At 57.8% G+C, this 21,332-nt stretch carries 25 protein-coding genes; 12 read left to right on the top strand and 13 right to left on the bottom strand.

Going from position 1 to position 21,332, the window contains the following annotated elements:
• Positions 1-55: 55 nt before the first annotated feature.
• From ACR3E2_RS15585 to yddG, 6 genes are all read left to right on the top strand, one after another.
• Positions 56-244, top strand: a complete 189-nt coding sequence (locus tag ACR3E2_RS15585) for a hypothetical protein (RefSeq protein WP_480483107.1) — start codon at positions 56-58, stop codon at positions 242-244.
• 104 nt (positions 245-348) lie between these two features.
• Positions 349-1,182, top strand: a complete 834-nt coding sequence (locus ACR3E2_RS15580) for an EAL domain-containing protein (protein WP_480483105.1) — start codon at positions 349-351, stop codon at positions 1,180-1,182.
• Between the two features lie 190 nt (positions 1,183-1,372).
• Positions 1,373-2,548 (top strand): acetyl-CoA C-acetyltransferase, encoded by a 1,176-nt coding sequence (locus ACR3E2_RS15575; protein WP_209598663.1) that lies wholly within the window; start codon positions 1,373-1,375, stop codon positions 2,546-2,548.
• A 187-nt stretch (positions 2,549-2,735) separates the two neighbouring features.
• Positions 2,736-3,458, top strand: a complete 723-nt coding sequence (gene phbB / locus ACR3E2_RS15570) for an acetoacetyl-CoA reductase (RefSeq protein ID WP_209506587.1) — start codon at positions 2,736-2,738, stop codon at positions 3,456-3,458.
• Between the two features lie 298 nt (positions 3,459-3,756).
• Positions 3,757-4,704, top strand: a complete 948-nt coding sequence (locus ACR3E2_RS15565) for a transcriptional regulator GcvA (RefSeq protein WP_480483103.1) — start codon at positions 3,757-3,759, stop codon at positions 4,702-4,704.
• Complete coding sequence (gene yddG, locus ACR3E2_RS15560) at positions 4,701-5,567, top strand: aromatic amino acid exporter YddG (RefSeq protein WP_480483101.1); 867 nt, start codon at positions 4,701-4,703, stop codon at positions 5,565-5,567. The genes ACR3E2_RS15565 and yddG overlap by 4 nt, the downstream gene beginning before the upstream one ends.
• On the opposite strand, the gene ACR3E2_RS15555 is transcribed toward yddG, so the two are convergent.
• From ACR3E2_RS15555 to ACR3E2_RS15545, 3 genes are all read right to left on the bottom strand, one after another.
• Positions 5,564-5,728 carry a YdcH family protein gene (locus ACR3E2_RS15555; RefSeq protein WP_083445267.1) on the bottom strand — a complete coding sequence of 55 codons (165 nt, stop codon included), beginning with the start codon at positions 5,726-5,728 and terminating at the stop codon, positions 5,564-5,566. The two genes, yddG and ACR3E2_RS15555, sit on opposite strands and share 4 nt — an antisense overlap.
• A 131-nt stretch (positions 5,729-5,859) precedes the next feature.
• Positions 5,860-6,624 (bottom strand): tRNA1(Val) (adenine(37)-N6)-methyltransferase, encoded by a 765-nt coding sequence (locus ACR3E2_RS15550; protein WP_480483099.1) that lies wholly within the window; start codon positions 6,622-6,624, stop codon positions 5,860-5,862.
• Positions 6,621-6,836 (bottom strand): putative signal transducing protein, encoded by a 216-nt coding sequence (locus ACR3E2_RS15545; protein ID WP_050604033.1) that lies wholly within the window; start codon positions 6,834-6,836, stop codon positions 6,621-6,623. Before ACR3E2_RS15545 ends, ACR3E2_RS15550 begins: the two co-directional genes overlap by 4 nt.
• Before the next feature lie 56 nt (positions 6,837-6,892).
• Between ACR3E2_RS15545 and ACR3E2_RS15540 the strand changes: the two genes are divergently transcribed.
• A complete protein-coding gene (locus tag ACR3E2_RS15540; protein ID WP_267363260.1) occupies positions 6,893-7,891 on the top strand; it encodes a polyprenyl synthetase family protein in 999 nt (332 codons plus the stop codon).
• Here the strand turns inward: ACR3E2_RS15540 and ACR3E2_RS15535 are convergent.
• From ACR3E2_RS15535 to soxR, 4 genes are all read right to left on the bottom strand, one after another.
• Positions 7,884-8,705 carry a 4-(cytidine 5'-diphospho)-2-C-methyl-D-erythritol kinase gene (locus tag ACR3E2_RS15535; RefSeq protein ID WP_480483097.1) on the bottom strand — a complete coding sequence of 274 codons (822 nt, stop codon included), beginning with the start codon at positions 8,703-8,705 and terminating at the stop codon, positions 7,884-7,886. The genes ACR3E2_RS15540 and ACR3E2_RS15535 overlap by 8 nt on opposite strands.
• On the bottom strand, positions 8,695-10,365 hold the full coding sequence (locus ACR3E2_RS15530) for a tetratricopeptide repeat protein (RefSeq protein WP_480483364.1): 1,671 nt from the start codon (positions 10,363-10,365) through the stop codon (positions 8,695-8,697). Before ACR3E2_RS15530 ends, ACR3E2_RS15535 begins: the two co-directional genes overlap by 11 nt.
• Before the next feature lie 145 nt (positions 10,366-10,510).
• Positions 10,511-12,157 carry an electron transfer flavoprotein-ubiquinone oxidoreductase gene (locus ACR3E2_RS15525; RefSeq protein WP_480483095.1) on the bottom strand — a complete coding sequence of 549 codons (1,647 nt, stop codon included), beginning with the start codon at positions 12,155-12,157 and terminating at the stop codon, positions 10,511-10,513.
• A 136-nt stretch (positions 12,158-12,293) separates the two neighbouring features.
• Positions 12,294-12,749: a redox-sensitive transcriptional activator SoxR gene (gene soxR, locus ACR3E2_RS15520; protein WP_209598669.1), complete on the bottom strand. Its 456-nt coding sequence runs from the start codon at positions 12,747-12,749 to the stop codon at positions 12,294-12,296.
• 81 nt (positions 12,750-12,830) lie between these two features.
• On the opposite strand from soxR, the gene ACR3E2_RS15515 reads away from it, so the two are divergent.
• The 3 genes from ACR3E2_RS15515 (at position 12,831) to ACR3E2_RS15505 (ending at position 14,926) form a co-directional block, all read left to right on the top strand.
• Positions 12,831-13,211: a VOC family protein gene (locus ACR3E2_RS15515; RefSeq protein ID WP_209598670.1), complete on the top strand. Its 381-nt coding sequence runs from the start codon at positions 12,831-12,833 to the stop codon at positions 13,209-13,211.
• A gap of 234 nt (positions 13,212-13,445) precedes the next feature.
• The gene (greA, locus tag ACR3E2_RS15510) at positions 13,446-13,916 is read left to right on the top strand and encodes a transcription elongation factor GreA (RefSeq protein ID WP_209506599.1); all 471 of its coding nucleotides are present in this window, start codon (positions 13,446-13,448) and stop codon (positions 13,914-13,916) included.
• 14 nt (positions 13,917-13,930) lie between these two features.
• Positions 13,931-14,926, top strand: a complete 996-nt coding sequence (locus ACR3E2_RS15505) for a hypothetical protein (protein ID WP_480483093.1) — start codon at positions 13,931-13,933, stop codon at positions 14,924-14,926.
• Here ACR3E2_RS15505 and ACR3E2_RS15500 read toward each other — a convergent pair.
• From ACR3E2_RS15500 to fdhD, 5 genes are read right to left on the bottom strand one after another with little or no spacing between them, the layout of a single operon-like run.
• Positions 14,923-15,516 (bottom strand): GNAT family N-acetyltransferase, encoded by a 594-nt coding sequence (locus tag ACR3E2_RS15500; protein ID WP_480483091.1) that lies wholly within the window; start codon positions 15,514-15,516, stop codon positions 14,923-14,925. The genes ACR3E2_RS15505 and ACR3E2_RS15500 overlap by 4 nt on opposite strands.
• Positions 15,513-17,582, bottom strand: a complete 2,070-nt coding sequence (locus ACR3E2_RS15495; protein ID WP_480483089.1) for a molybdenum cofactor synthesis domain-containing protein — start codon at positions 17,580-17,582, stop codon at positions 15,513-15,515. The genes ACR3E2_RS15500 and ACR3E2_RS15495 overlap by 4 nt, the downstream gene beginning before the upstream one ends.
• Positions 17,579-18,070, bottom strand: coding sequence for a molybdopterin-guanine dinucleotide biosynthesis protein B (gene mobB, locus ACR3E2_RS15490; protein WP_480483087.1), 492 nt, complete (start codon positions 18,068-18,070; stop codon positions 17,579-17,581). The genes ACR3E2_RS15495 and mobB overlap by 4 nt, the downstream gene beginning before the upstream one ends.
• Complete coding sequence (mobA, locus tag ACR3E2_RS15485) at positions 18,067-18,723, bottom strand: molybdenum cofactor guanylyltransferase MobA (RefSeq protein ID WP_209506605.1); 657 nt, start codon at positions 18,721-18,723, stop codon at positions 18,067-18,069. Before mobA ends, mobB begins: the two co-directional genes overlap by 4 nt.
• Positions 18,720-19,658, bottom strand: a complete 939-nt coding sequence (gene fdhD / locus ACR3E2_RS15480; RefSeq protein ID WP_480483085.1) for a formate dehydrogenase accessory sulfurtransferase FdhD — start codon at positions 19,656-19,658, stop codon at positions 18,720-18,722. Before fdhD ends, mobA begins: the two co-directional genes overlap by 4 nt.
• Between fdhD and ACR3E2_RS15475 the strand changes: the two genes are divergently transcribed.
• Both ACR3E2_RS15475 and ACR3E2_RS15470 read left to right on the top strand, forming a co-directional pair.
• Positions 19,657-20,367 (top strand): AzlC family ABC transporter permease, encoded by a 711-nt coding sequence (locus tag ACR3E2_RS15475; protein WP_480483082.1) that lies wholly within the window; start codon positions 19,657-19,659, stop codon positions 20,365-20,367. The two genes, fdhD and ACR3E2_RS15475, sit on opposite strands and share 2 nt — an antisense overlap.
• Positions 20,364-20,696, top strand: a complete 333-nt coding sequence (locus ACR3E2_RS15470) for an AzlD domain-containing protein (RefSeq protein WP_267364537.1) — start codon at positions 20,364-20,366, stop codon at positions 20,694-20,696. The genes ACR3E2_RS15475 and ACR3E2_RS15470 overlap by 4 nt, the downstream gene beginning before the upstream one ends.
• Here ACR3E2_RS15470 and ACR3E2_RS15465 read toward each other — a convergent pair.
• Positions 20,685-21,317, bottom strand: coding sequence for a hypothetical protein (locus ACR3E2_RS15465; RefSeq protein ID WP_480475007.1), 633 nt, complete (start codon positions 21,315-21,317; stop codon positions 20,685-20,687). The two genes, ACR3E2_RS15470 and ACR3E2_RS15465, sit on opposite strands and share 12 nt — an antisense overlap.
• Between the last annotated feature and the right edge of the window lie 15 nt (positions 21,318-21,332).

The following is a 21,332-nucleotide window of genomic DNA, read 5'->3' as shown; positions in this document are numbered from 1 at the left end:
TCTTTGCACGCCATATCGGTCATTGAATGTGGCGCATAGTTGAGCGAGGGGCGGCATGAAACGTTTGGCAACCATTTCAACCTTCGTGGGGTTGTTTGGCCTGTTGCTGGCCATGCTTGCCGCGCTCGGCAGCTTTGTTGGCACTCTGATCGCACTGGGTTTTGTCCTGATGTTTCTGGGTGCGACAGGAGCCCTTCTTGGAGCCGCGGCATCACTGGCCCGTGCCGGGGATTCCGCGCGCTGAAAACCGCAATAAGCAACTTCATCTGACGCTTTAACCGCAGATTCATCTGTTTGCCCCGAAACTGTGTCAAAACACCTGTTCCGGACACACGGGAATCTGCGCCTATGGGAAACAAAAAGCTCACCAATCTTCCCGAAGGGTTGGACACCCCTTTGAATGCAGCAGTGTCAACACGGGATCGTTCGGTGGTTCAGATGGCAACCGATGCTGTGAAGCACAAGCAATGTCGGTTGGCCTTTCAGCCGGTTGTTCAGGCGCACCCGCCGCATGACATCGCGTTTTACGAAGGCTTCATTCGTGTATTGGATGAAACAGGGCGCGTTATCCCCGCGCGCGAGTTCATGCCACAGGTTGAAAACACTCCGATCGGACGTGATCTCGACTGCGTCGCATTGGAACTTGGTCTGCGCACGTTGGTGAAGAACCCCCAGATCCGCCTGTCGATCAACATGTCCGCCCGCTCAATCGGTTACTCCAACTGGTCCGGTGTACTGGACCGGTTTCTGAAACGGGATCCGCAGCTGGGCGAACGTCTGATCCTAGAAATCTCCGAAAGTTCTGCCATGCAGGTGCCGGAATTGGTGGTCGACTTCATGGACCGCCTACAGGATCGCGGCATCGCGTTTGCGCTGGACGACTATGGTGCCAGCAACTTCAGTTTCCGCCACTTTCGCGAGTTTCTGTTCGACGCCGCCAAGATCGATGGTCAGTTTATCAGGGGCATCAGCAACAGCCCCGACAACCAGGCTTTGGTGCGGGCCCTGATTGCCGTAGCGCGTGAGTTTGAAATTCTGGTCACTGCCGAATCGGTCGAAACTCAGAAGGATGCGGCATTTTTGCTTGAAAGTGGCGTGGATTGCATGCAGGGCTTTTTGTTTGGCGCGCCCAGTGTTTCGCCCCCGTGGAAACAGGAAAAAATTTCAAAAACAGCAAGTTGACCCGTGGGTGATCGACATTTTTCCGCCATTTCCCAAGCTGAGACAAGCTGCCCGTTGCTGCAAGTGCAGCATTACGCTATTGCAGAAGTACTTGAGCGGGGGATAACGGGGCGCTCTTGTTTCGAGAGGGAAACTCTCGGCCTGCGCCGTCAGACATTCCGCCAGACAATGACGGTAAAGGACTGATCATATGACCAACGTAGTAATCGCATCCGCCGCACGAACAGGTGTCGGCAGCTTTAGTGGTTCGTTTGCGAACACCCCCGCACATGATCTGGGCGCGGCCGTCCTGGAAGCAGTTGTTGAGCGCGCCGGGATTGAAAAAGGCGAAGTCAGCGAAACCATCTTGGGTCAGGTGCTGACTGCGGCTCAGGGCCAGAACCCGGCTCGGCAGGCGCATATCAACGCCGGTTTGCCGCAGGAAAGTGCCGCCTGGGGAATCAACCAGGTTTGCGGCTCGGGCCTGCGTGCGGTCGCATTGGGCGCTCAGCACATCCAACTCGGCGATGCCGACATCGTCGCCGCTGGTGGCCAAGAGAACATGACCCTGTCGCCCCACGCAGCTGCCCTGCGCGCCGGTCACAAGATGGGTGATATGAAATATATCGACACCATGATCCGCGATGGTCTGTGGGATGCCTTCAACGGCTATCACATGGGCCAAACGGCGGAAAATGTTGCCGAAAAATGGCAGATCAGCCGCGACATGCAGGATGAATTCGCTGTCGCCTCGCAGAACAAGGCTGAGGCGGCGCAAAAAGCTGGCAAGTTTGTCGACGAAATCGTGCCCTTCACCATCAAGACCCGCAAGGGTGACATCGTGATGGACAAGGACGAATACATCCGCCACGGCGCTACAATGGAAGCCATGGCAAAGCTGCGCCCCGCCTTCACCAAGGACGGATCGGTCACAGCTGCAAACGCTTCGGGCCTGAACGACGGCGCGGCCGCAACCCTGCTGATGTCAGCTCAAAACGCAGAGAAGCGCGGAATCGAACCTTTGGCGCGCATCGCGTCCTACGCAACTGCCGGGCTGGACCCGTCGATCATGGGCGTTGGCCCGATCTACGCTTCGCGCAAGGCATTGGAAAAGGCGGGTTGGTCCGTCGACGATCTGGACCTTGTTGAAGCCAACGAAGCCTTTGCCGCGCAGGCCTGCGCAGTGAACAAAGATATGGGCTGGGATCCGTCGATTGTGAACGTGAACGGCGGCGCAATTGCCATCGGCCACCCAATCGGCGCATCAGGTTGCCGCGTTCTGAACACGCTGCTGTTCGAAATGAAGCGCCGCGACGCAAAGAAAGGTCTGGCCACCTTGTGCATCGGCGGCGGCATGGGTGTCGCCCTGTGTGTGGAGCGCGACTAAGTGCGCCAATAACCAAATAGAAAAGGGCGTCCATGGGACGCCCTTTTTTGTTACACTGGGGTCGTACCCCTTAGATGCGACGATATTGCCATCCGAAATAAACACCTTAAAGACGAAACAATATTGCGCACAAACATCTCTCAAAGTAACAGCATTACCAAGGCGACTAAAATTGGAGGAGTCCTAAATGGCACGTACAGCACTCGTTACCGGCGGTTCCCGCGGCATTGGCGCAGCAATTTCCAAGGCGCTCAAAGCCGAAGGATACAACGTTGCGGCCACCTATGCAGGGAATGACGAAGCCGCCGCGAAATTCACCGAAGAAACCGGCATCAAGACCTACAAGTGGAACGTCGCCGATTATGACGAATCCAAAGCGGGCATCGAAAAGGTCGAGGCCGAGGTTGGCCCCATCGACATCGTTGTCGCCAACGCAGGCATCACCCGTGATGCACCTTTCCACAAAATGACACCCGATCAGTGGAAAGACGTGATCGACACCAACCTGACCGGCGTGTTCAACACTGTGCACCCTGTCTGGCCCGGCATGCGCGAGCGCAAATTTGGCCGTGTCATCGTCATCAGCTCGATCAACGGCCAGAAAGGTCAGTTCGCTCAGGTGAACTATGCTGCGACCAAGGCGGGCGATCTGGGCATCGTGAAATCTCTGGCGCAGGAAGGCGCGCGGGCAGGCATCACGGCCAACGCGATCTGCCCCGGTTATATTGCAACCGAGATGGTGATGGCGGTGCCCGAAAAGGTACGCGAATCGATTATTGGACAGATCCCCGCCGGTCGTCTGGGCGAGCCCGAAGAGATTGCACGCTGTGTGACCTTCCTGGCCTCGGACGAATCTCAGTTCATCAACGGCTCGACCATCTCGGCCAATGGTGCCCAGTTCTTCGTCTGATCTGCAATCAGAATTGTGAAAACGGGCCGGTCCATCAGGGCCGGCCCATCCTTATCCCGTAAGATCGCGCGCGCTGCGATCAGCGGGAACCCAATACCCAATTCCACAACTGCCGGACCACCTTGCCACGCTCTTCATGCGCGCGCAGGATCGCCACTTGGGCGGCGGGATTTATTGTCATCTCGATCATGGCAGCCGCCTTTCAATTCAGTTTTGCTTGACCTGATGTGAATATGAAGGTCACCTAGGATCATGACAAACGAAGTTTCCTGAACCTTCAGTTAAGAATTTCTTGACCATGAGTGATTATCTGCCCCCACTTACCGCGCTTCGGGCTTTTGATGCCGCGGCCCGGCACATGTCGTTCGCGAAAGCGGCGGAAGAGCTGCACGTGACGCCAGCGGCCCTGTCCTTTCAGATCAAATCGCTTGAGGAGCATCTGGGTCGCCCTCTGTTCCGCCGTCTGAACCGTGCTGTGGAACTGACTGATGCGGGCCGCGCCCTGGCCCCCGGCGCGGCAGAGGGCTTTGCCACATTGCAAAGCGCGTGGCGTGCTGTACGCAGGCAGGAGGATGACACCGGATTGACCGTCACCGCAGGTCCGGCACTGACTGCAAAGTGGCTCGCACCTCGCCTTTACGAATTCGCCCGTGCACATCCGGAAATCGACCTGAAATTCTCGGCCACATTGCGCAACATGGATCTGGAGCGAGATGATGTGGATGTTGCCATCCGGTTTGGCAATTCCGCCGATGAGGGGCTGTATTCCGTACCTGTAAGAAAAGAGTGGCTGACCCCGGTCATGACCCCGGAGCTAGCGGAGCAATTCACCACGCCAGACAGCCTGCGCGACGCACCGTTGATCCACGACGATTCGATCAATTTTCTGACCCCGCCCTGCGACTGGCCTGCCTGGTTCCGCGCTGTGGGTATCGATTTTATCCCCACTCATGGGGCGCATTTTTCCAACGCAGATCACGCGATTGACGCCGCTGTCGCCGGCGTTGGTGTCGCCCTTGGACGGCGCGCCATGATCCTCAAGGACTTGACCGAGGGTCGGCTGGTTGCCCCCTTCAAGGTCGCGCTGGAAACGCAGGGCCGGTTCCGGTTCCTGTGCCTTCCGGGGGCCGAAAAACGTCCTCAGATCTCAGCATTTCGGGATTGGTTCCTGACCGAGATTGAAAAGACCGCGCATATTTCGGATGAATTCGACATTATTCCGATCGAAGAGGTTTCCGGATCATGACCAAAACGCGCGCAACAGCCATCGGCTTTGGGGCCGTACTATTATGGGCTTTGCTGGCGCTTTTGACCGTCGGCTCTGCACCCACACCGCCATTGCTGTTGAACACGATCTGCTTTTCGATTGGTGGGGCACTTGGGTTGATTTGGACAGCCGCAACCGGTGGGTTTAGCGGGTTGAAACAGGTCCCCTGGACGACCTACCTGTTCGGTTCATTGGGTCTGTTCGGGTATCACGCATTGTATTTTTCAGCCCTGCGTATGGCCCCCGCGGCCGAGGCCGGGTTGATTGCCTATCTCTGGCCCCTTCTTATCGTTCTGTTTTCCGGCCTGCTGCCGGGCGAGCAGCTTCGCACTGGTCACTTGATCGGGGCATGCCTTGGCTTTGTTGGGGCTGCTTTGATCATCACCGGAGGCGGGAGCGCCGGTTTTCAGGCACAACACCTGCCGGGATATGCATTGGCCCTGCTTTGCGCCCTGACATGGTCAGGCTATTCGGTTTTGTCGCGCAAATTGGGGGGTACACCGACCAGTTCGGTTGCGGTCTTTTGTCTGATGGCTGCGATGGCTTCGGGTCTGCTGCATCTGGCCATAGAAGACACCGTGCTGCCCGACACGACACTGGGGTGGTTATCGGTATTGGCACTTGGCCTCGGGCCCGTTGGACTGGCCTTTTATGTATGGGATATCGGGGTAAAGCAGGGTGATATTCAAATGCTCGGGACCTCATCTTATGCGGCCCCGCTTTTGTCGACACTTGCTTTGGTGATGGCCGGGATCGCTGCCCCATCCTGGGGGCTGGCGATCGCGGCCTTTCTGATTACCGGCGGGGCCTTGATCGCGGCCCGTTCCAGTTTGAAATCTTAAGCAGACAGTCGCTCGATCTCTTCCTTCAGCTTGAGCTTCTGTTTCTTCAGCTGGGCTATGTGGAGATCATCGATGCCTGGCGAGCGTTGGGCTTGTTCTACTTCTAGACCGAGAGATTCGTGCTTTTTCTTCAGTTCTGTCAGATGTGCGCTCACGCTCATTGCGATCCTCCTTTTATACGTGTCTGAATGTCACGTAAGAAGTTGATCACATCGTTTCCACCCTGTCACGCTGCAGACGCACAGAATCTGAAACAAATCCGACAAAATCGGCTGGACATTGCCGGTCGTCGTCAAAACCCGGGCAGGGCAGCGGCCTTCCGGAGCACGGCCGAAACTGCATCCGTATAGCTTTCGCCGTCTTTTTCGTGACGTTCACCCGCGTGCACAATCAAAGGTGGGTGGAGGCGAAATGCCGCACGCCCTCCTTTGCGGGCGCGCAGAATGATCAGCTCAGCCTCTCGCCCTGTCCGTGGGCTTAGCGGCAACAACTCTACCGATCCCAGCAACCCCTGGCACGCTGCCAGCATGTCGGGCAGTCGATCGGCTTTCTGGATCATGTGCAGGTACCCTTTTGGCGCAAGGCGTTTGGCAGCCACTGCAATCCAGTCGGCCAACTGGGTGTCTTCGCTCAGGGCCACACTTCGTCCAGCATCCTTTGCAGGGCTATGCGCCCCCGCCCGATAATAGGGCGGATTCGCAATTACGTGATCGAACTGGCGCTGCCGAAACGCCTCGGGCAAAGCGGTCAGATCAGCTTGGACAACTTCCATCTCTATCCGGTTGATTTCCGCATTTCTGCGGGCCAATTCCGCATAGGCAGGCTGTAGCTCGATACCTGTCAGGTGCAGACCGGGCACCCGGGAGGACAAGCAAAGAATGGCAGCCCCTGCGCCGCACCCCAGCTCCAACACGGACTGACCTGCGCTGGCCGGAACGGATGCGGCAAGCAATACCGGGTCGACCCCGGCACGATAACCCGACTGAGGTTGCAGCAATCGAACCCTGCCCCCCAAGAAATCATTGCAGCTGAGTTCACTATCGGAAAACCGGGTCATCGGCCCAGCGGAATTTCATTGTCGCGCATCACACGTTCGGCACGGGTCAGGTCTTCGGCGCGAACCATCAGTCGGCGGGGAAAGATTCCGATCCCACCTTCGAGGATGCTCATATTTACGTCCATCTGAAAGCAGTCTATATCCTCGCCTTCAAGGAGAGCGGATGCAAAGGCCAGGATCGTCGGATCGGTACTGCGCAATAGTTCTTTCATGGGGATGGATGTAAGGGCAAGGCGGGGCGGAAGTCGAGCCTTGTATCAGGAGAATGATGACCGTCGGCATGATCTCAAAACCGCATGAGCGCCTCGCTGATATATTGGCGGGTGAAATGGAGGCTGTGAATACGTTGATCCGCACCCGGATGGCGTCGGACCATGCCCCACGTATCCCCGAAGTGACCCAGCATCTGGTCGAGGCGGGCGGAAAGCGCCTGCGGCCGATGCTGACATTGGCAGCCGCGCGGCTGTTTGGCTATTCGGGCGAGCACCATGTACGCCTTGCTGCCACGGTCGAGTTCATCCATACCGCTACCCTTCTGCACGACGACGTTGTGGATGAGAGCGCGCAGCGGCGCGGACGCCCGACCGCAAATCTACTTTGGGACAATAAATCCAGTGTGCTGGTCGGTGATTACCTGTTTTCTCGCAGCTTCCAATTGATGGTCGAAACGGGTTCGCTGCGGGTTCTGGATATCTTGGCCAATGCCTCAGCAACCATCGCCGAAGGCGAGGTGCTGCAAATGACCGCAGCAACCGACCTGCGGACAGATGAAAGCGTTTACCTACAGGTCGTGCGCGGCAAGACGGCAGCTTTGTTTTCAGCTGCGACCGAGGTGGGCGGCGTGATCGCCGGTGCATCGGAAGAACAGATCAAGGCCCTGTTCGATTATGGTGACGCATTGGGGATCGCATTCCAGATTGCAGACGATCTGCTGGACTATCAAGGGGACAGCAAGACAACCGGCAAAAATGTGGGCGATGATTTCCGTGAACGAAAGCTGACCCTGCCCGTCATCAAGGCTGTTGCACAGGCCACGCCCGAAGAACGCGCTTTCTGGGAGCGTACGATCGAAAAAGGCCGCCAACAGGATGGCGATCTGGATCATGCGCTGGGTTTGATGGACAAATACGCAACGCTGGAAAAAACCCGGCAGGACGCTTTGGGCTGGGCGAACAAGGCAAAGGCATCTTTGGATGTTCTGCCCGATCATGAAATTCGCAGCCTGCTGCGCGAACTGGCCGATTACGTGGTCTCGCGCCTTAGTTAAGCTGCGTCGCGCGGCACCACCAGTCAGGATGCGCCGCACCGATCTCATAGGCCGCGAAATGCGCGTCTTTCATTGTGGGATATAGGGCAAAACAGGTTGATCCTGACCCCGACATGCGCGTCACAAGGGCACTACTGGTCATGTTCAACTCGTCCAAAACCTGTTCGATCTCACGTGCAACGCCCATGGCAGGTACCTGCAAATCATTGCGTTGATCACGCAACCACAGGGCACAGGCTTCAGCGTCTTCAAAATCTGGAACCAGCTCAGGCATCGGCGGATTGTCTCGGGACGCCAGCGCGTTGAAAACGGCTCCTGTCGGCACCGGCACATTCGGGTTGACCAACAGGGCGGGTAGGTTCGGAAAGTTCACCGCCGCCAAACGATCGCCAATGCCTTGCATTCTGATCGCCCGGCTTTCCAGACAAACGGGCACATCTGCCCCCAGTGACAACGGCAGGTCAGGCGGGATGTCACGGCCCAGACCGCCCAGCATATTCAGCGTGGCGGCCGCATCCGATGACCCACCCCCAATACCTGCGCCGTGGGGCAGAGATTTGGTCAGGTCGATATGCCCGGTCCAACCGACACCTTCGGCCGCTTTCCAGACCAGGTTACGGCTGTCCGTGGGCACGCCTTCAGCAAACTCCCCACTCACGTCCATAGTCAGCTCGGGGCCGGGTGTGAATGTCAACTGATCGCCGAGATCAGCAAAAACCACTAACGAATCCAACAGGTGATAACCGTCCTTACGACGTCCGGTCACATGCAGGGTCAGGTTGATCTTGGCGGGCGCAAACGCCTTAATTTCCATTTGCGACTTTCAAAGGTTCCGCACCTTCTTCGGCCAGAACGGCACTTAGTCCGACCTCGATCTTGCGTCGAATGCGATCTGGGTCAGCCTCGCCATCTGTGTCTTCGGGGTCAACAAAGGACAGCGCCCGCTTCCATTGGAACTCGGCCTCGCGCGCACGTCCAACAGCCCAATAGACATCCCCCAGATGATCATTGACGACCGGATCAACAGGCATCAACTCGACCGCGCGCTCCATATGCTCGACCGCTTCTTCGTAACGACCCAGACGGAACAGAACCCAACCCAGACTATCCACGATGTAGCCGCTATCCGGGCGGGCTTCGACCGCGCGTTGGATCATGTCCAGCGCTTCATCCAGCTTTTCTTTCCGTTCTACCAAAGAATAGCCCAAGTAGTTCAGCACCTGCGGCTGATCCGGATTCAACTCCAGCGCCCGGCGGAAATCGGTTTCAGCCTGATCCCACTGCTTCAGCCGCTCGTGGCTTATGCCGCGCGCGTAGTGCAGGAACCAATTCCCACCTGCCTGACTGTCCGTCAGAGCAATCGCAGTGTCATAAGAGGCAACCGCAGCTGCATAGTTTTCCTGACGACGCTGAAGATCTGCCAGAGAAACATGCACGCTGGGCAAATCAGGATTTTGCAACGCCAGATTTTGAAGAACTTCAATGGCTGCATCGGTTTTTCCGGATTTGTCCAGGATTTCGGCCCGCCCAAGTTCTGCGGCATGGTGGTCATTGCTGCTTGCCGGGACCATGCGATAGGCGGCAACGGCCAGATCATACTGTTGCAGCTTGTCCAGCAATTCCGCGCTCAGCAGAATGGCGTCCACGTGGTCAGGGCGCAGAAAGCTCGCCAGTCGTGCGTAAAGCAGGACGTAGTCAGCCGAAGCCTCGCTGTTCAATGCGGCACCAACGGTAAAGAAAATTTCCGCCATTCCATCCAGCGCAGAGCCCGCGTGGGTGAACGGAAGCGTCTCGCCCGCGGTCAATTGGCCGGTGTAGGCTTCAATGGTCGGATCGCTACCGGAAACAAACACATCGTCCAGAAACTGTATGGCGTCTTCGTTGCGATCCAGCTGTGACAGCACCTCTGTACGGGCCAGCGCGGCCCGGCGCGAGAACCGCGCAACCGCGCCGTTGTTATCCGCAAATATCACCTCGGCACCTTCGAAATCGCCGATAGAGGCCAGTGCCATGGCTTTGTGATACAGCGCAAACTCCCTGAGGCCTTCCTGCGTGGCCACGGCATCGAACTGCTCCATGGCCTTTGTCATTTCACCTTGCCCCAGGTGGGCCCATGCAATCATCAGCCCATCAACCAAAGGACCGATCCCCTGCGTTTCAGGGTCACGCGCCAAAAGTTCGTCAAACTTGCCGTCTGCAATCAAATTAGCCGAAATCGCCATACGCGCGGCCTGACTGGGAAGGTTGGCTTCCTCGATCTGCTTTGCAACAGGCAAAGCACGGGCAATTTCCCCCAGCGCAAGGCGGGCGACGACAACGCTTTCCAAGAGCAGCGCGTTTTCCGGATCAAACCTGAGAGCCTGGGCGTAGTATCTTTCCGCCGCAGAATAGTCGCTTTCGTAGATCGCCTGACGCCCGGCCAGATATGAACCGGCACCCGAATCCGAATAGGCCGGAACTGCGACCGACGACATGAGCAGCACGGACAATGCCGCGCGACGAACCAGGGAAACCACCGAAATCCTGCCTTACTATCGTTGACTGACGGTTAAGCTAGGGCTTCGGTCGGCAAGAGGCAATGGCAGAGCCTTCACGACCCTGCCATTGCCGGTTTTTTGCTTACATGTTCGGATAGTTTGGTCCGTCGCCCCCCTGCGGTGTGGTCCAAGTGATATTCTGGCTTGGATCCTTGATGTCGCAGGTTTTGCAGTGAACGCAGTTCTGGAAGTTGATGACGAATCGCGGACCGTTGTCATCCTCGACCATTTCGTACACGCCTGCCGGGCAATAGCGCTGCGCCGGTTCGTCGAACTTGGGCAGGTTGACCTTGACCGGGATATCCGGGTCCGTCAGGCGCAGGTGGCAGGGCTGGCTTTCCTCGTGATTGGTTGCCGCAAAGGACACGTTGGTCAGACGGTCAAAGGACAGCGTGCCATCGGGCTTGGGATAATTGATCGGCTTGTGCTTGCTGGCTTCCTCGGTCGACTGGGCATCGTTCTTGCCATGTCCCAGCGTACCAAAGAGCGAAAAGCCCAATGTGTTGGTCCACATGTCCAGACCACCCAGCACCAGCGAAGGGATCATGCCCCACTTGGACCACATCGGCTTGACGTTGCGCACCTTCTTCAGGTCCTTGCCAATTGCGCCATTGCGGACATCGGCCTCGTAAGCGGTCAGCTCATCGCCTGAACGGTCAGCCTTGATCGCGTCATAAGCAGCCTCAGCCGCGGCCTTGCCCGACAGCATCGCGTTGTGGTTGCCCTTGATGCGCGGCACGTTGACCATGCCCGCAGAACAGCCCAGCAGCGCCACGCCCGGTGCCACCAGCTTGGGCATCGATTGAAGGCCGCCTTCGGTGATCGCACGGGCACCGTAAGCCACGCGCTTGCCGCCTTTCAGCAGCTCGGCCACCATCGGGTGATGCTTGAAGCGCTGGAATTCCATGTAGGGGTACAGGTGCGGGTTTTTGTAGTTCAGGTGAACCACAAAGCCGACATAGACCTGATTGTTTTCAAGATGATAGATGAACGACCCGCCGCCTGCGTTGCCGCCCAGAGGCCAGCCCATTGTGTGCGTGACCGTACCTTCCTTGTGCTTTGCCGGATCGATCTCCCAGATCTCTTTCATGCCGACGCCGTATTTCTGCGGCTCTTTGCCGGCAGACAAGTCGTATTTGGCGATGACTTCCTTGGACAGTGAGCCGCGCACACCTTCCGACAGGAAGACGTATTTGCCGTGCAATTCCATACCCGGCTCGGTGTTGGGGCCATAAGAGCCGTCCGCTTCCAGACCAAAGACACCGGCCACTACGCCTTTGACTTCACCGTTATCGCCGTAAACCAGTTCGGAACAGGCCATGCCGGGGAAGATTTCCACGCCCAGTTCCTCGGCCTGCTCGGCCATCCAGCGGCAAACATTGCCCATCGAAACGATGTAGTTGCCATGGTTGTTCATCAGCGGCGGCATCGGGAAGTTGGGGATGCGGATCTTGCCTGCCTCGCCCAGCATGTAGAAATTGTCTTCATGCACCGGCACGTTCAGCGGAGCACCCTTAGCCTTCCAATCCGGGATCAAAGCATCCAGCCCGCAGGGATCGAGAACTGCGCCAGACAGGATATGAGCGCCCACTTCCGAGCCCTTTTCCAGAACGACAACGTTCAGATCCGCATCCAGCTGTTTCAGACGAATGGCCGCCGACAGGCCCGCAGGACCTGCGCCTACGATCACCACGTCATATTCCATTGCTTCGCGTTCAATCTCGGCCATCGCGGGCTCCCTAGCTTACTTTCCGAATTGGCGCTGTCACTGCAGGATCTGCGCAATTTTGTTTCACGGCTGATTACATGGTCAGTAAGACTTTGGTCAATCGAAACACGGCGTAACAAGGGCGCTATTCGACACATCAGTCCTCTGGTGCATCACCCATCAGGTATCTGGGACCGCTACCATGGGATTTTGCCCTGTCATCGGGGTTATAAAGCTTGCATTTCGGCAAGCTGAGGCACCCACACCCGATGCAGCCGTCCAGATTGTCGCGCAATCGCATCAGGGTATCGATTCGCTGATCCAGATGAGTGCGCAACCGCACGCTTATGGCTTTCCAATCCTGTGGTGTCGGTGTTCGCTTTCCCGGCAAGCCCGACAAGACCTCGCGAATTTCAGGCAAGGTCAGGCCGAACTGCTGTGCGATCATGACAAAGCTCAGCCGCCGGATATCTGCCCGCTGGTAACGTCGCTGCCCACCTGCATTGCGCCAGGGCGCGATCAAACCCTGTGCTTCGTAATACCGGATCGCCGAAACGGCCAACCCCGTACGTCGGGCCAATGCCCCGATTGCCAACCCTTCTGAAACAGCCATGTCGCCCTCGAAGAAATACCTTGACCTAAAGTTAGGTTTAGAAATTACGGTGAGTCGAAACAAGCCAAAAAAGGAGATCCCATGATGGCAACGCTTGAACATACCAATTTCACTGTCAGCGACCCACAGGCCTCGGCCGCCTGGATGCAGCAGGTCTTTGGCTGGAAAACACGGTGGGAAGGACCCGCAATATCAGGCGGATACACGGTGCATGTCGGATCGGCCCACACCTATCTTGCGCTTTACAAACCAGATGCGCCGAAACCATTGGTCGAAAGCAGCTACGATATCGTCGGCGGGCTGAATCATGTTGGTGTTCTGGTCGAAGATATCGATGCAACCGAGGCCAAGGTGCGCAAGGCCGGGTTCGAACCCCATAATCATGCCGATTACGAACCGGGTCGTCGGTTCTATTTCAGGGATGACAACGGCATCGAGTTTGAAGTGGTTCAATATGATTGAGATGCTGTGGCTCTGCACGCCTTCAAAGCGATGGTGCAAGGGTGGGCAACCGGACCATCGCCATAGGCCACACCCGAAACAATCCCGCCGGCGCAATGTTGCAAATTGATCGCTGCACCTGCTGACACCCCTTGCAATTCACGTGGTATTTGGGTCAGGTAATCGTCAACCTAGGACTCGCCCCGACGCTTCTGTGCGGCGGGGCGAGTCAGTTTATGCGTGGACGTAGAGAGTATGGAAAAGATCCCGATGACGCCTGCGGGCAATGCCGCACTCGCAGCTGAGCTGAAGAACCTCAAATCCGTCGAACGCCCTGCGATCATCGAAGCCATCGCATCGGCGCGAGAACTTGGCGACCTGAAAGAAAACGCCGAATATCATTCAGCCCGCGAAAAGCAGGGGTTTATCGAAGGTCGCATCAAGGAACTGGAAGGTATCCTGTCACTGGCGGATGTAATTGACCCTGCAAAACTGTCTGGCGCGATCAAGTTTGGCGCAAAGGTTACATTGGTTGACGAGGATACCGACGAAGAAAAGACGTGGCAGATCGTCGGTGAATATGAAGCCAATATCGAAGCTGGCCTTTTGAATATCAAATCCCCCATCGCCCGCGCCCTGATCGGCAAGGACGAAGGTGACAGTGTCGAGGTGCGCACCCCTGGCGGCGTGCGCTCTTATGAAATTCTGAGTATCAAGTACGCCTGACCGGAGCGCATGTAATGTCGGGGCCCAAACCTGACCCGGAAACTGAAAGACCGACTTCGCTGGGCATCTATGACCGCCCAAAGGCGCCGTCTGTCACCGAGATTGAGATTGCCGCACTGGTGCTCAGCCTGATTTGGCTGGTGGTGTCGGTTGTTTTTCTGGTGTTGCCAGATAAGGCGCAGAGCGGTGGTTTTGTTGTCACCTTTCTGGCCGTTTTCATGCCTGTGGCGATGATCTGGGTCGCGGCCACTGCCATGCGTGCCAGCCGCGTGATGCGCGAGGAAAGCGCGCGGCTGCAAACTGCGATTGATGCGATCCGCCAGGCTTATGTGGCGCAGCAGCAGCGCGCATCCAGCACCTACGAACCTGCGGTAGCAAAGAAACTGGATGAGATCGCAGCCGCGACGCGAAAAACCGAAAGCGCGCTGGCAACATTTTCGACCAAGCGCACAACGCCCCCTTATGCCCCTGCAAAACCACTCGTTGCGGGTGCTCAAACCTCGCTTGAACTGGGCACGTCTGCGGAAGAAATTGCGCCTCCGCTGAGCACCGATATCTTTATCCGCGCCTTGAACTTCCCGGAAACTCAGAATGACACCGAAGGGTTCAACGCCCTGCGCGTGGCGCTGAAAGACCGCAAGACGGCGCAGATCGTGCAAGCCTCGCAGGATGTTCTTACACTGCTCAGCCAGGAAGGCATCTATATGGACGACCTGCGCCCTGACATGGCCCGGCCCGAAATCTGGCGTCAGTTCGCGCAGGGCACGCGGGGTCGCGCCGTTGCCGCGCTGGGGGGTGTACGCGACAGGTCTTCGCTGGCGCTGACAGCTGCGCGGATGAAACAGGATCCCATTTTCCGCGACGCCGCCCACCATTTTCTTCGCCGCTTCGACAAGATGATGGCCGAGTTCGAGCCCACCGCAAGCGATGCAGAACTGAGCGCTTTGGGTGAGACCCGCACCGCGCGGGCGTTCATGTTGCTGGGGCGCGTGGCCGGGACGTTTGATTAATCAGGCAAAACGATCCAAGACATCTTGGTCGCGCTGCTGAAACCAAACAAGTAACTTAAAGGCCCGGTTTTTTCTTCACCCACAGGCCGAAATCCTTCGCGCTTGTATAAAGCGCGGGCGCGGGGATTTGTGTCGATAACGTCAAGCTGAACCACTGACATGTTTTGTTTCCGCGCCTCACGCTTAACGGCATCCAGCAAGGCCGTACCAACGCCTTTTCCACGCGAGCCCGCGGCCACAAATATGCCATCCATCTGAAACACACCGGGTTTCAGTTCGCGTTCCAAAATGCTGAGGATGAGGGCCCGCCAAATGGCCCCAAACCAGCCATAGACCTTTGCTAGGTCTGACATTCTGCCTCCGGCCAATGCACCATCGCGTGTCTTGAAACCTGCAAGCCCCAAAATCCGGTCTTCCTTGTCCCGTGCAACAAGCGCGAAATCCGGGTTCAACGAAGTTTCGAAGAAAGCCAGCCCCTTTTCATCCGGACCCATGACTTTGTTCAGTTTCGCCGAAAATGCCTGCCAGAACAGGGTCGCCACCAGTGGGCGTTCCGCATCAGAAAAACCGCGTGAGACCGTGATTTTCACAACCCAAAACTGCCATACGGGATAAACCGAACCATATCCCCGGGTTGGATATGCCGGGCACCATCTTCTATTTCGACCAGCCCTTCGGCCCAGCTGAGCCCGCTGATCCGGCCTGATCCTTCTGACTTGAAGACTACAACCCGGCCTTCCCGTATGCGCGCGCGCAGGTATTCGCGGCGGCCCGGTTTCTTGCGCTTTTCAAAGGCAGCGGGCACTTCGAACCCTTGCGGCTTGATCCAGCCTTCGCCAGACATCAGGCCCAGCGCCGGTCGCGCAAAGATCAAGGTGCAGACCAAGGCGGCAACGGGATTGCCGGGCAGTCCAAAGACCGGAGTTCCGGACCACAACCCCAAAGCCAGAGGGCGACCGGGTTTCAAGGCGATCCGCCAATGTTGCATCGCCCCCGCCTGGCGCAGCAAGGCAGATACGTGGTCTTCGTCACCAGCAGATGCGCCACCACTCGTCAGTATCACATCTGCCTGTTCCGCAGCCTGGTCCAGCCGTTCCCGCAGGGCATCCCGATCATCTGACACACGCCCCATATCCACAGGTACAAACCCCAATCTCTCGACCAGAGACAGAAGCATCGGGCGGTTGGCGTCGAATATCTGACCCGGTCCGGCGCACTCTCCGGCGTCGACCAGTTCATCACCGGTCGATACCACGGCGACACGCAGCGGTTTGCGCACCTTCACCTCGGCAATGCCCAAAGCGGTGAGCAGCGCAAGATCAGCCGGTGTCAATCGGCGCCCTGTAGGCAGGGCCAGATCGCCCGCGGCCACATCCTCGCCCACTTGCCTGGTATTCGCCCCCTGTTTCAGCGGACCATGGAATGCGATATGCCCGTCTTTTACTGTGACATCCTCTTCCAGAATAACCGTATCCACTCCGTCAGGCAGCGCGGCACCCGTCAGAACGCGCACTGCCTGACCCTCGGGAACATCACCGTCGAACGGGATACCGGCTGCAGCACGCCCATCGACCAGCGGCAGGACCTGTGGCCCATCTGAAACCGGACCAGCGAACCCGAACCCATCCACGGCTGTATTCGGCTGCGGCGGGTTGGAACGTTGGGCTATCACATCCTCTGCCAGAATGCGCCCACTCGCCTTGTTCAGCGCGACCACCTCGACCGAGGTAATCGGATGCAACCTGTCGCGCAAACAGGCCAAGGCGTCATCAACCGGCGTCCACTCCACACCCGCTGGCAGCGCAAAACAGTCGTTGCGCAACGGTGGCGGGGCTATGTTCGGCTTGTTCTGTGTAACACCCAAAATCCAGCCTTCCTCTGCCGCTGAAACATCTAATTGCGCATTCAACTCCTGCTCTGTCAAACGCGACAGAGTCAAGGCGACCTGTTCGACCTGCCAGGCATCCTTGATCCGCCCGTCCGGTGGCGCACCCAAGGTGAGCGACGGCCAGATTTCCACAAAGGCGACGGGTTTATCCAACGGCTCGAACGGCCAGACCGCGACTTGTCCGGCAAAGCGATGGCGGAGCCTGCTCAGAACTGGAAGCCCCATCATCACCTGCCCACCGACCACGCCGGCACCCGCCATCTGCCAGCAGGTGAAACTGCCTTTTGCCAAGGCTTCAACCGCACGTCGGTCGGAAAACGGATTGGAATAGCCCGTTTTGGTTCTCGGCAAACCATCAATGTCACGCCCGAGGCCATTCATCCAAAATGGGCCTCTTCCTCCGAATTGTCGATTGATCCGGCCTGCCAAGTCGAAACGATTGTTCGTTTTCGAACTGTCCTCGACATGCTGTTTGAACCAGTCCCACAAGGTCAAGGGGTCATCCGTACCGGTCATCGCGCGGGCAAAACCCTTCGGGTATCCAAAAGGGAAATCAAACCCCAGAAACAGGCGGCGACCTGCCTTCAGTTCGGTGCAGATCAGGGCATCCAGCCACGCTTCGGCAAGCGCCCGGTTGCGCAGGTATTCGGGTTCCTGTGCCTGCCCTTCACGCACAATACAGACCCAGATCGCGTCTTTGCGCGGCGTTGGTCCTGTGTCATTTCCACCAGACCAGTCCACCATGGCAAAGGTCTGGAACAGGGTCACAAACCGACCTCATCTAATATGAAGTCCGCGATCCTGACTGTGTCGTTCAGGTCGAAAACCGGGCGATCCAGTTCCAGCGCCGTGTCGCTGGCAACGGCTCGAACGGTATCGTTTTCAATCGCGATCAGAGGGTTTCCTGCCTCGGCGCGAAACGCCTCGATCTTTGGGTGGCCTTCCCGTTTGAAGCCTTCAACCAGCACCAGATCAACCGGAGAAAGCCGCGCCAGCAGTTCGCCCAATGGCGGCTCGGGTGCGCCGCGCAGCTCCTGCATCAAAGCGATGCGCTGCCCCGACGCAAGCAACACCTCGCTCGCGCCAGCAACGCGGTGACGATGACTGTCCGTGCCCGGCTGGTCCACATCGACGCCGTGATGCGCGTGTTTGACGGTTGAGACGGTAAAGCCCCGCCCCATGATCTCGGCCACCAGCCGTTCCATCAGCCCTGTTTTGCCTGCGTTTTTCCAGCCAGTGACGCCGTAGACTCTCATACCTGCTCCAACAATGTCCGGGCGCGGTCCAGATCGTCAGGCGTATTTACATTGAAGAACGGATCAAACGGGTCAGCCTGAAACAAAGCCTCGCGCCCGTCATGTTTATCAGTCCACAGCACGACCTTGCGCAACCCGTCCGTCAGAGCCGCCCGCAGATCATCGCGCAACGCCACAGGCCAGAGCCCAAAGGTCGGGTGCCGGTTGACCCGCCTGCCCCCACCGGATTTCAGCGCCTCGTCGCCCGTTCGCGGAGTAGTGGCCAAGACCAGAGGATGCACCTGCCCCGCTGCCGCCTCTTGCAGGCGCGCCACCAGATCACGTGGGAAGAACGGTGTATCTGCGGCAGCCGTTACGATGCTGTCGGCCCCCTGGTCTGCCGCCCAATCGAGCCCCGCCAGAACACCGGCCAAAGGGCCAGCGAAGCCTTCGATCGAGTCAGGCAGAACGGGTAGCGTCAGATCGCTGAAACGCTCGGGGTCGCCATTTGCGTTCAGGGCCAAACCATCGACTTGCGGAGACAGCCGGTCAACGACATGGGACAGCAAGCTCTGCCCACCAATCTGCAATAGACCTTTGTCACCGCCGCCCATCCGGGTGGCCTGCCCGCCTGCGAGGATGACGCCGAGGGGTTTCCTGTTTTCATCACTCATTGGCTGCTCTTCCGCCGGTGTTTCCTGTCTTCGGCCACAACCGTCGACGGGTCCACATCACGAACCAACCGTTCCTCACCAGAAAGACAAACAAAGCGCTGTCCTCGCATCCGACCGATCAGCGTAAGGCCTACCTCACGCGCGATCTCAACACCCCAGGCGGTGAAGCCGGAACGGGACGCCAATACGGGAATGCCCATCATCGCCGTTTTGATCACCATCTCGGATGTCAGGCGACCGGTGGTATAAAGGATTTTGTCCTCTGCCGTCGCCCCCTCGGACAGCATCCAGCCTGCGATCTTGTCGACAGCGTTATGGCGACCCACGTCTTCCATATAAACCAGCGGGCGGTTTTCCCGGCACAAGACAGTCCCATGAATTGCCCCGGCTTCAAGATACAGCGACGGGGTGCGGTTGATCTTGGCCACCAGTTCGTAAAGCCACGAGGTCCGCACCTGCACTTGCGGCAGCTGAACGCCCTCAAGGCCCTCCATCATGTCCCCAAACACCGTTCCGACAGCGCAGCCACTGGTGCGTGTCTTTTTCTTCAACTTGTCTTCGTACGAAGTCGCGCGTGCGGTGCGGACAACTACGGTTTCAAGATCATCATCGTAATCGACACGGGTAATCTCATCACTAGCCAGCAGCATGCCCTGATTTCGCAGAAAACCCAGCGCCAGATATTCGGGATAGTCGCCAATGGTCATCGCCGTCACAATTTCCTGCGCGTTGAGGAAGATCGTCAGTGGGCGCTCTTCAACCACTGAAATCTGACTGACCTCGCCATTCTGGTCCACCCCCTCGACCGCACGGGTCAGGCGGGCCGCGCCCGGATCAGGAGCGATTACATAGTCTGACACGTCGGTTTCGGTGACCAATTGCAACCCCTCCACAAGACCGATACTGCTGCTGGCGTCACCATAGGATTTAGCCATGGCCTCTGCCACATCCAAGTCATACTTCTGGAAAGGTTTTCGCGACGGCACACCGTTTGTCTTCGTGGCTGTGCCTTTTGGTCTGTTGTTCGGTGTCTTCTCGACAGAAGCCGGGTTGAATATCGTGCAGACCATCGCCTTTTCCATCACCGTTTTTGCAGGCGCTGCGCAGTTTACAGCTCTGCAACTTCTGCAGGATGAAACGCCGACAATCATCGTTTTGATCTCAGCCCTGGCAGTGAACCTGCGGGTTGCGATGTATTCCGCATCACTGACGCCGTTTCTGGGTGCCGCGCCCTTGTGGCAGAGAGCATGTGCGGCTTACCTGATCGTTGATCAGTCTTACGCCTGTTCAATCGCGCAGTTCGAAAAAGAGCCTGATCTGACGATCCCCCAGCGAATGGCCTATTTCCTGGGTTCGGTCACTCCGATCACACCGCTGTGGGTTTTGGGAACCTGTCTGGGTGCCGTGCTGGGTGCTCAAATACCGGAAAGTTGGGCGCTGGACTTTGCCCTGCCGATCACCTTTCTGGCGATGATTGGGCCAATGATGCGTACGCTGGCCCATGTCATCGCCGCCCTGGTCGCCATTGTTGTTGCCCTGCTGACCGTGAGTGTGCCGTTCAATCTGGGCCTGCTGATCGCGGGCGCAGCAGGGATGATGGCCGGTGCGCAGGCGGAATTGATGCTAAAGCGGAACACGCTATGAACCAGATCGATCAGACAACAATATGGATCATCATCGCGGGTCTTGCGGTGGGCAGCTATGCTTTGCGCTTTACCTTCATCGGTCTCGTCGGTGATCGCCCGATGCCGCCCTGGTTGTTACGTCACCTTCGATATACAGCCGTGGCCATCCTGCCCGCACTGATCGCGCCGCTGGTGGTTTGGCCTGCAGCCACCGAAGGACAACCGGATATACCCCGTATGTCGGCCGCAGCGGTTGCACTGTCTGTGGGCATTCTAACCAAGAATGTGCTGGCCGCCATCTTTACCGGGGCGGCAACACTTTACATATTGCTGTATTTAGTTGGATGAAGCCGCGTCCAGCTGGTTCAGGCGCGCATTGTTGAACGCCAGTCCCTTTTGCAGGTCCGCGTCGTCGTTTTCACGGTACTCCGCCGTTTGAACGCCTTGCAGCGCTCCAAACTGATCCGACAGTTTGACCGGATAGAATGTGGTCGTGATCTGTTCGAACCCCGGAACCTGCTGCAACAGCTGCGAGGTAGAGTTCGCACAGAATGCACCAGCCACTGGGCCCATCTGCTTGGCCAGTTGCAATGCAATTTCGGCCTGTTGCGGAGTGACCTCGATCGTCTGGATGCGCGCATAATGTGTTTCGCGGGCGTGGCTGCTGCGATACGCACGTTCGACATTCGGGGTAATACCGTACAGCACATCGTTCCTGATCGGTACAACATCCGCCCGGAACGACCCTGCCGGGTCGAAAATAACCCGCTCACTGCCGCTGATCATCAACGACGTATGCGCGCCCGAACCGGTCCGGGTGCTGATCATCGTGTACAAGGTCAGGGTCGATGGCCCCGGATCGCGATAGGAACGGGACGTTATTTCAGTCTGATCCGCTTGCGGGCGCTGTGATGCAGCGCAACCAGCCAGCGTTGCGGCCACAAGGCACGCAGTCAATATCCTGAGCAAAGCCGCCCCCGAATT

Source organism: Ruegeria sp. AL7, assembly GCF_056536105.1.
Note: the sequence above shows the minus strand (reverse complement) of the source record. Positions and strands in the feature narration are given on the sequence as shown.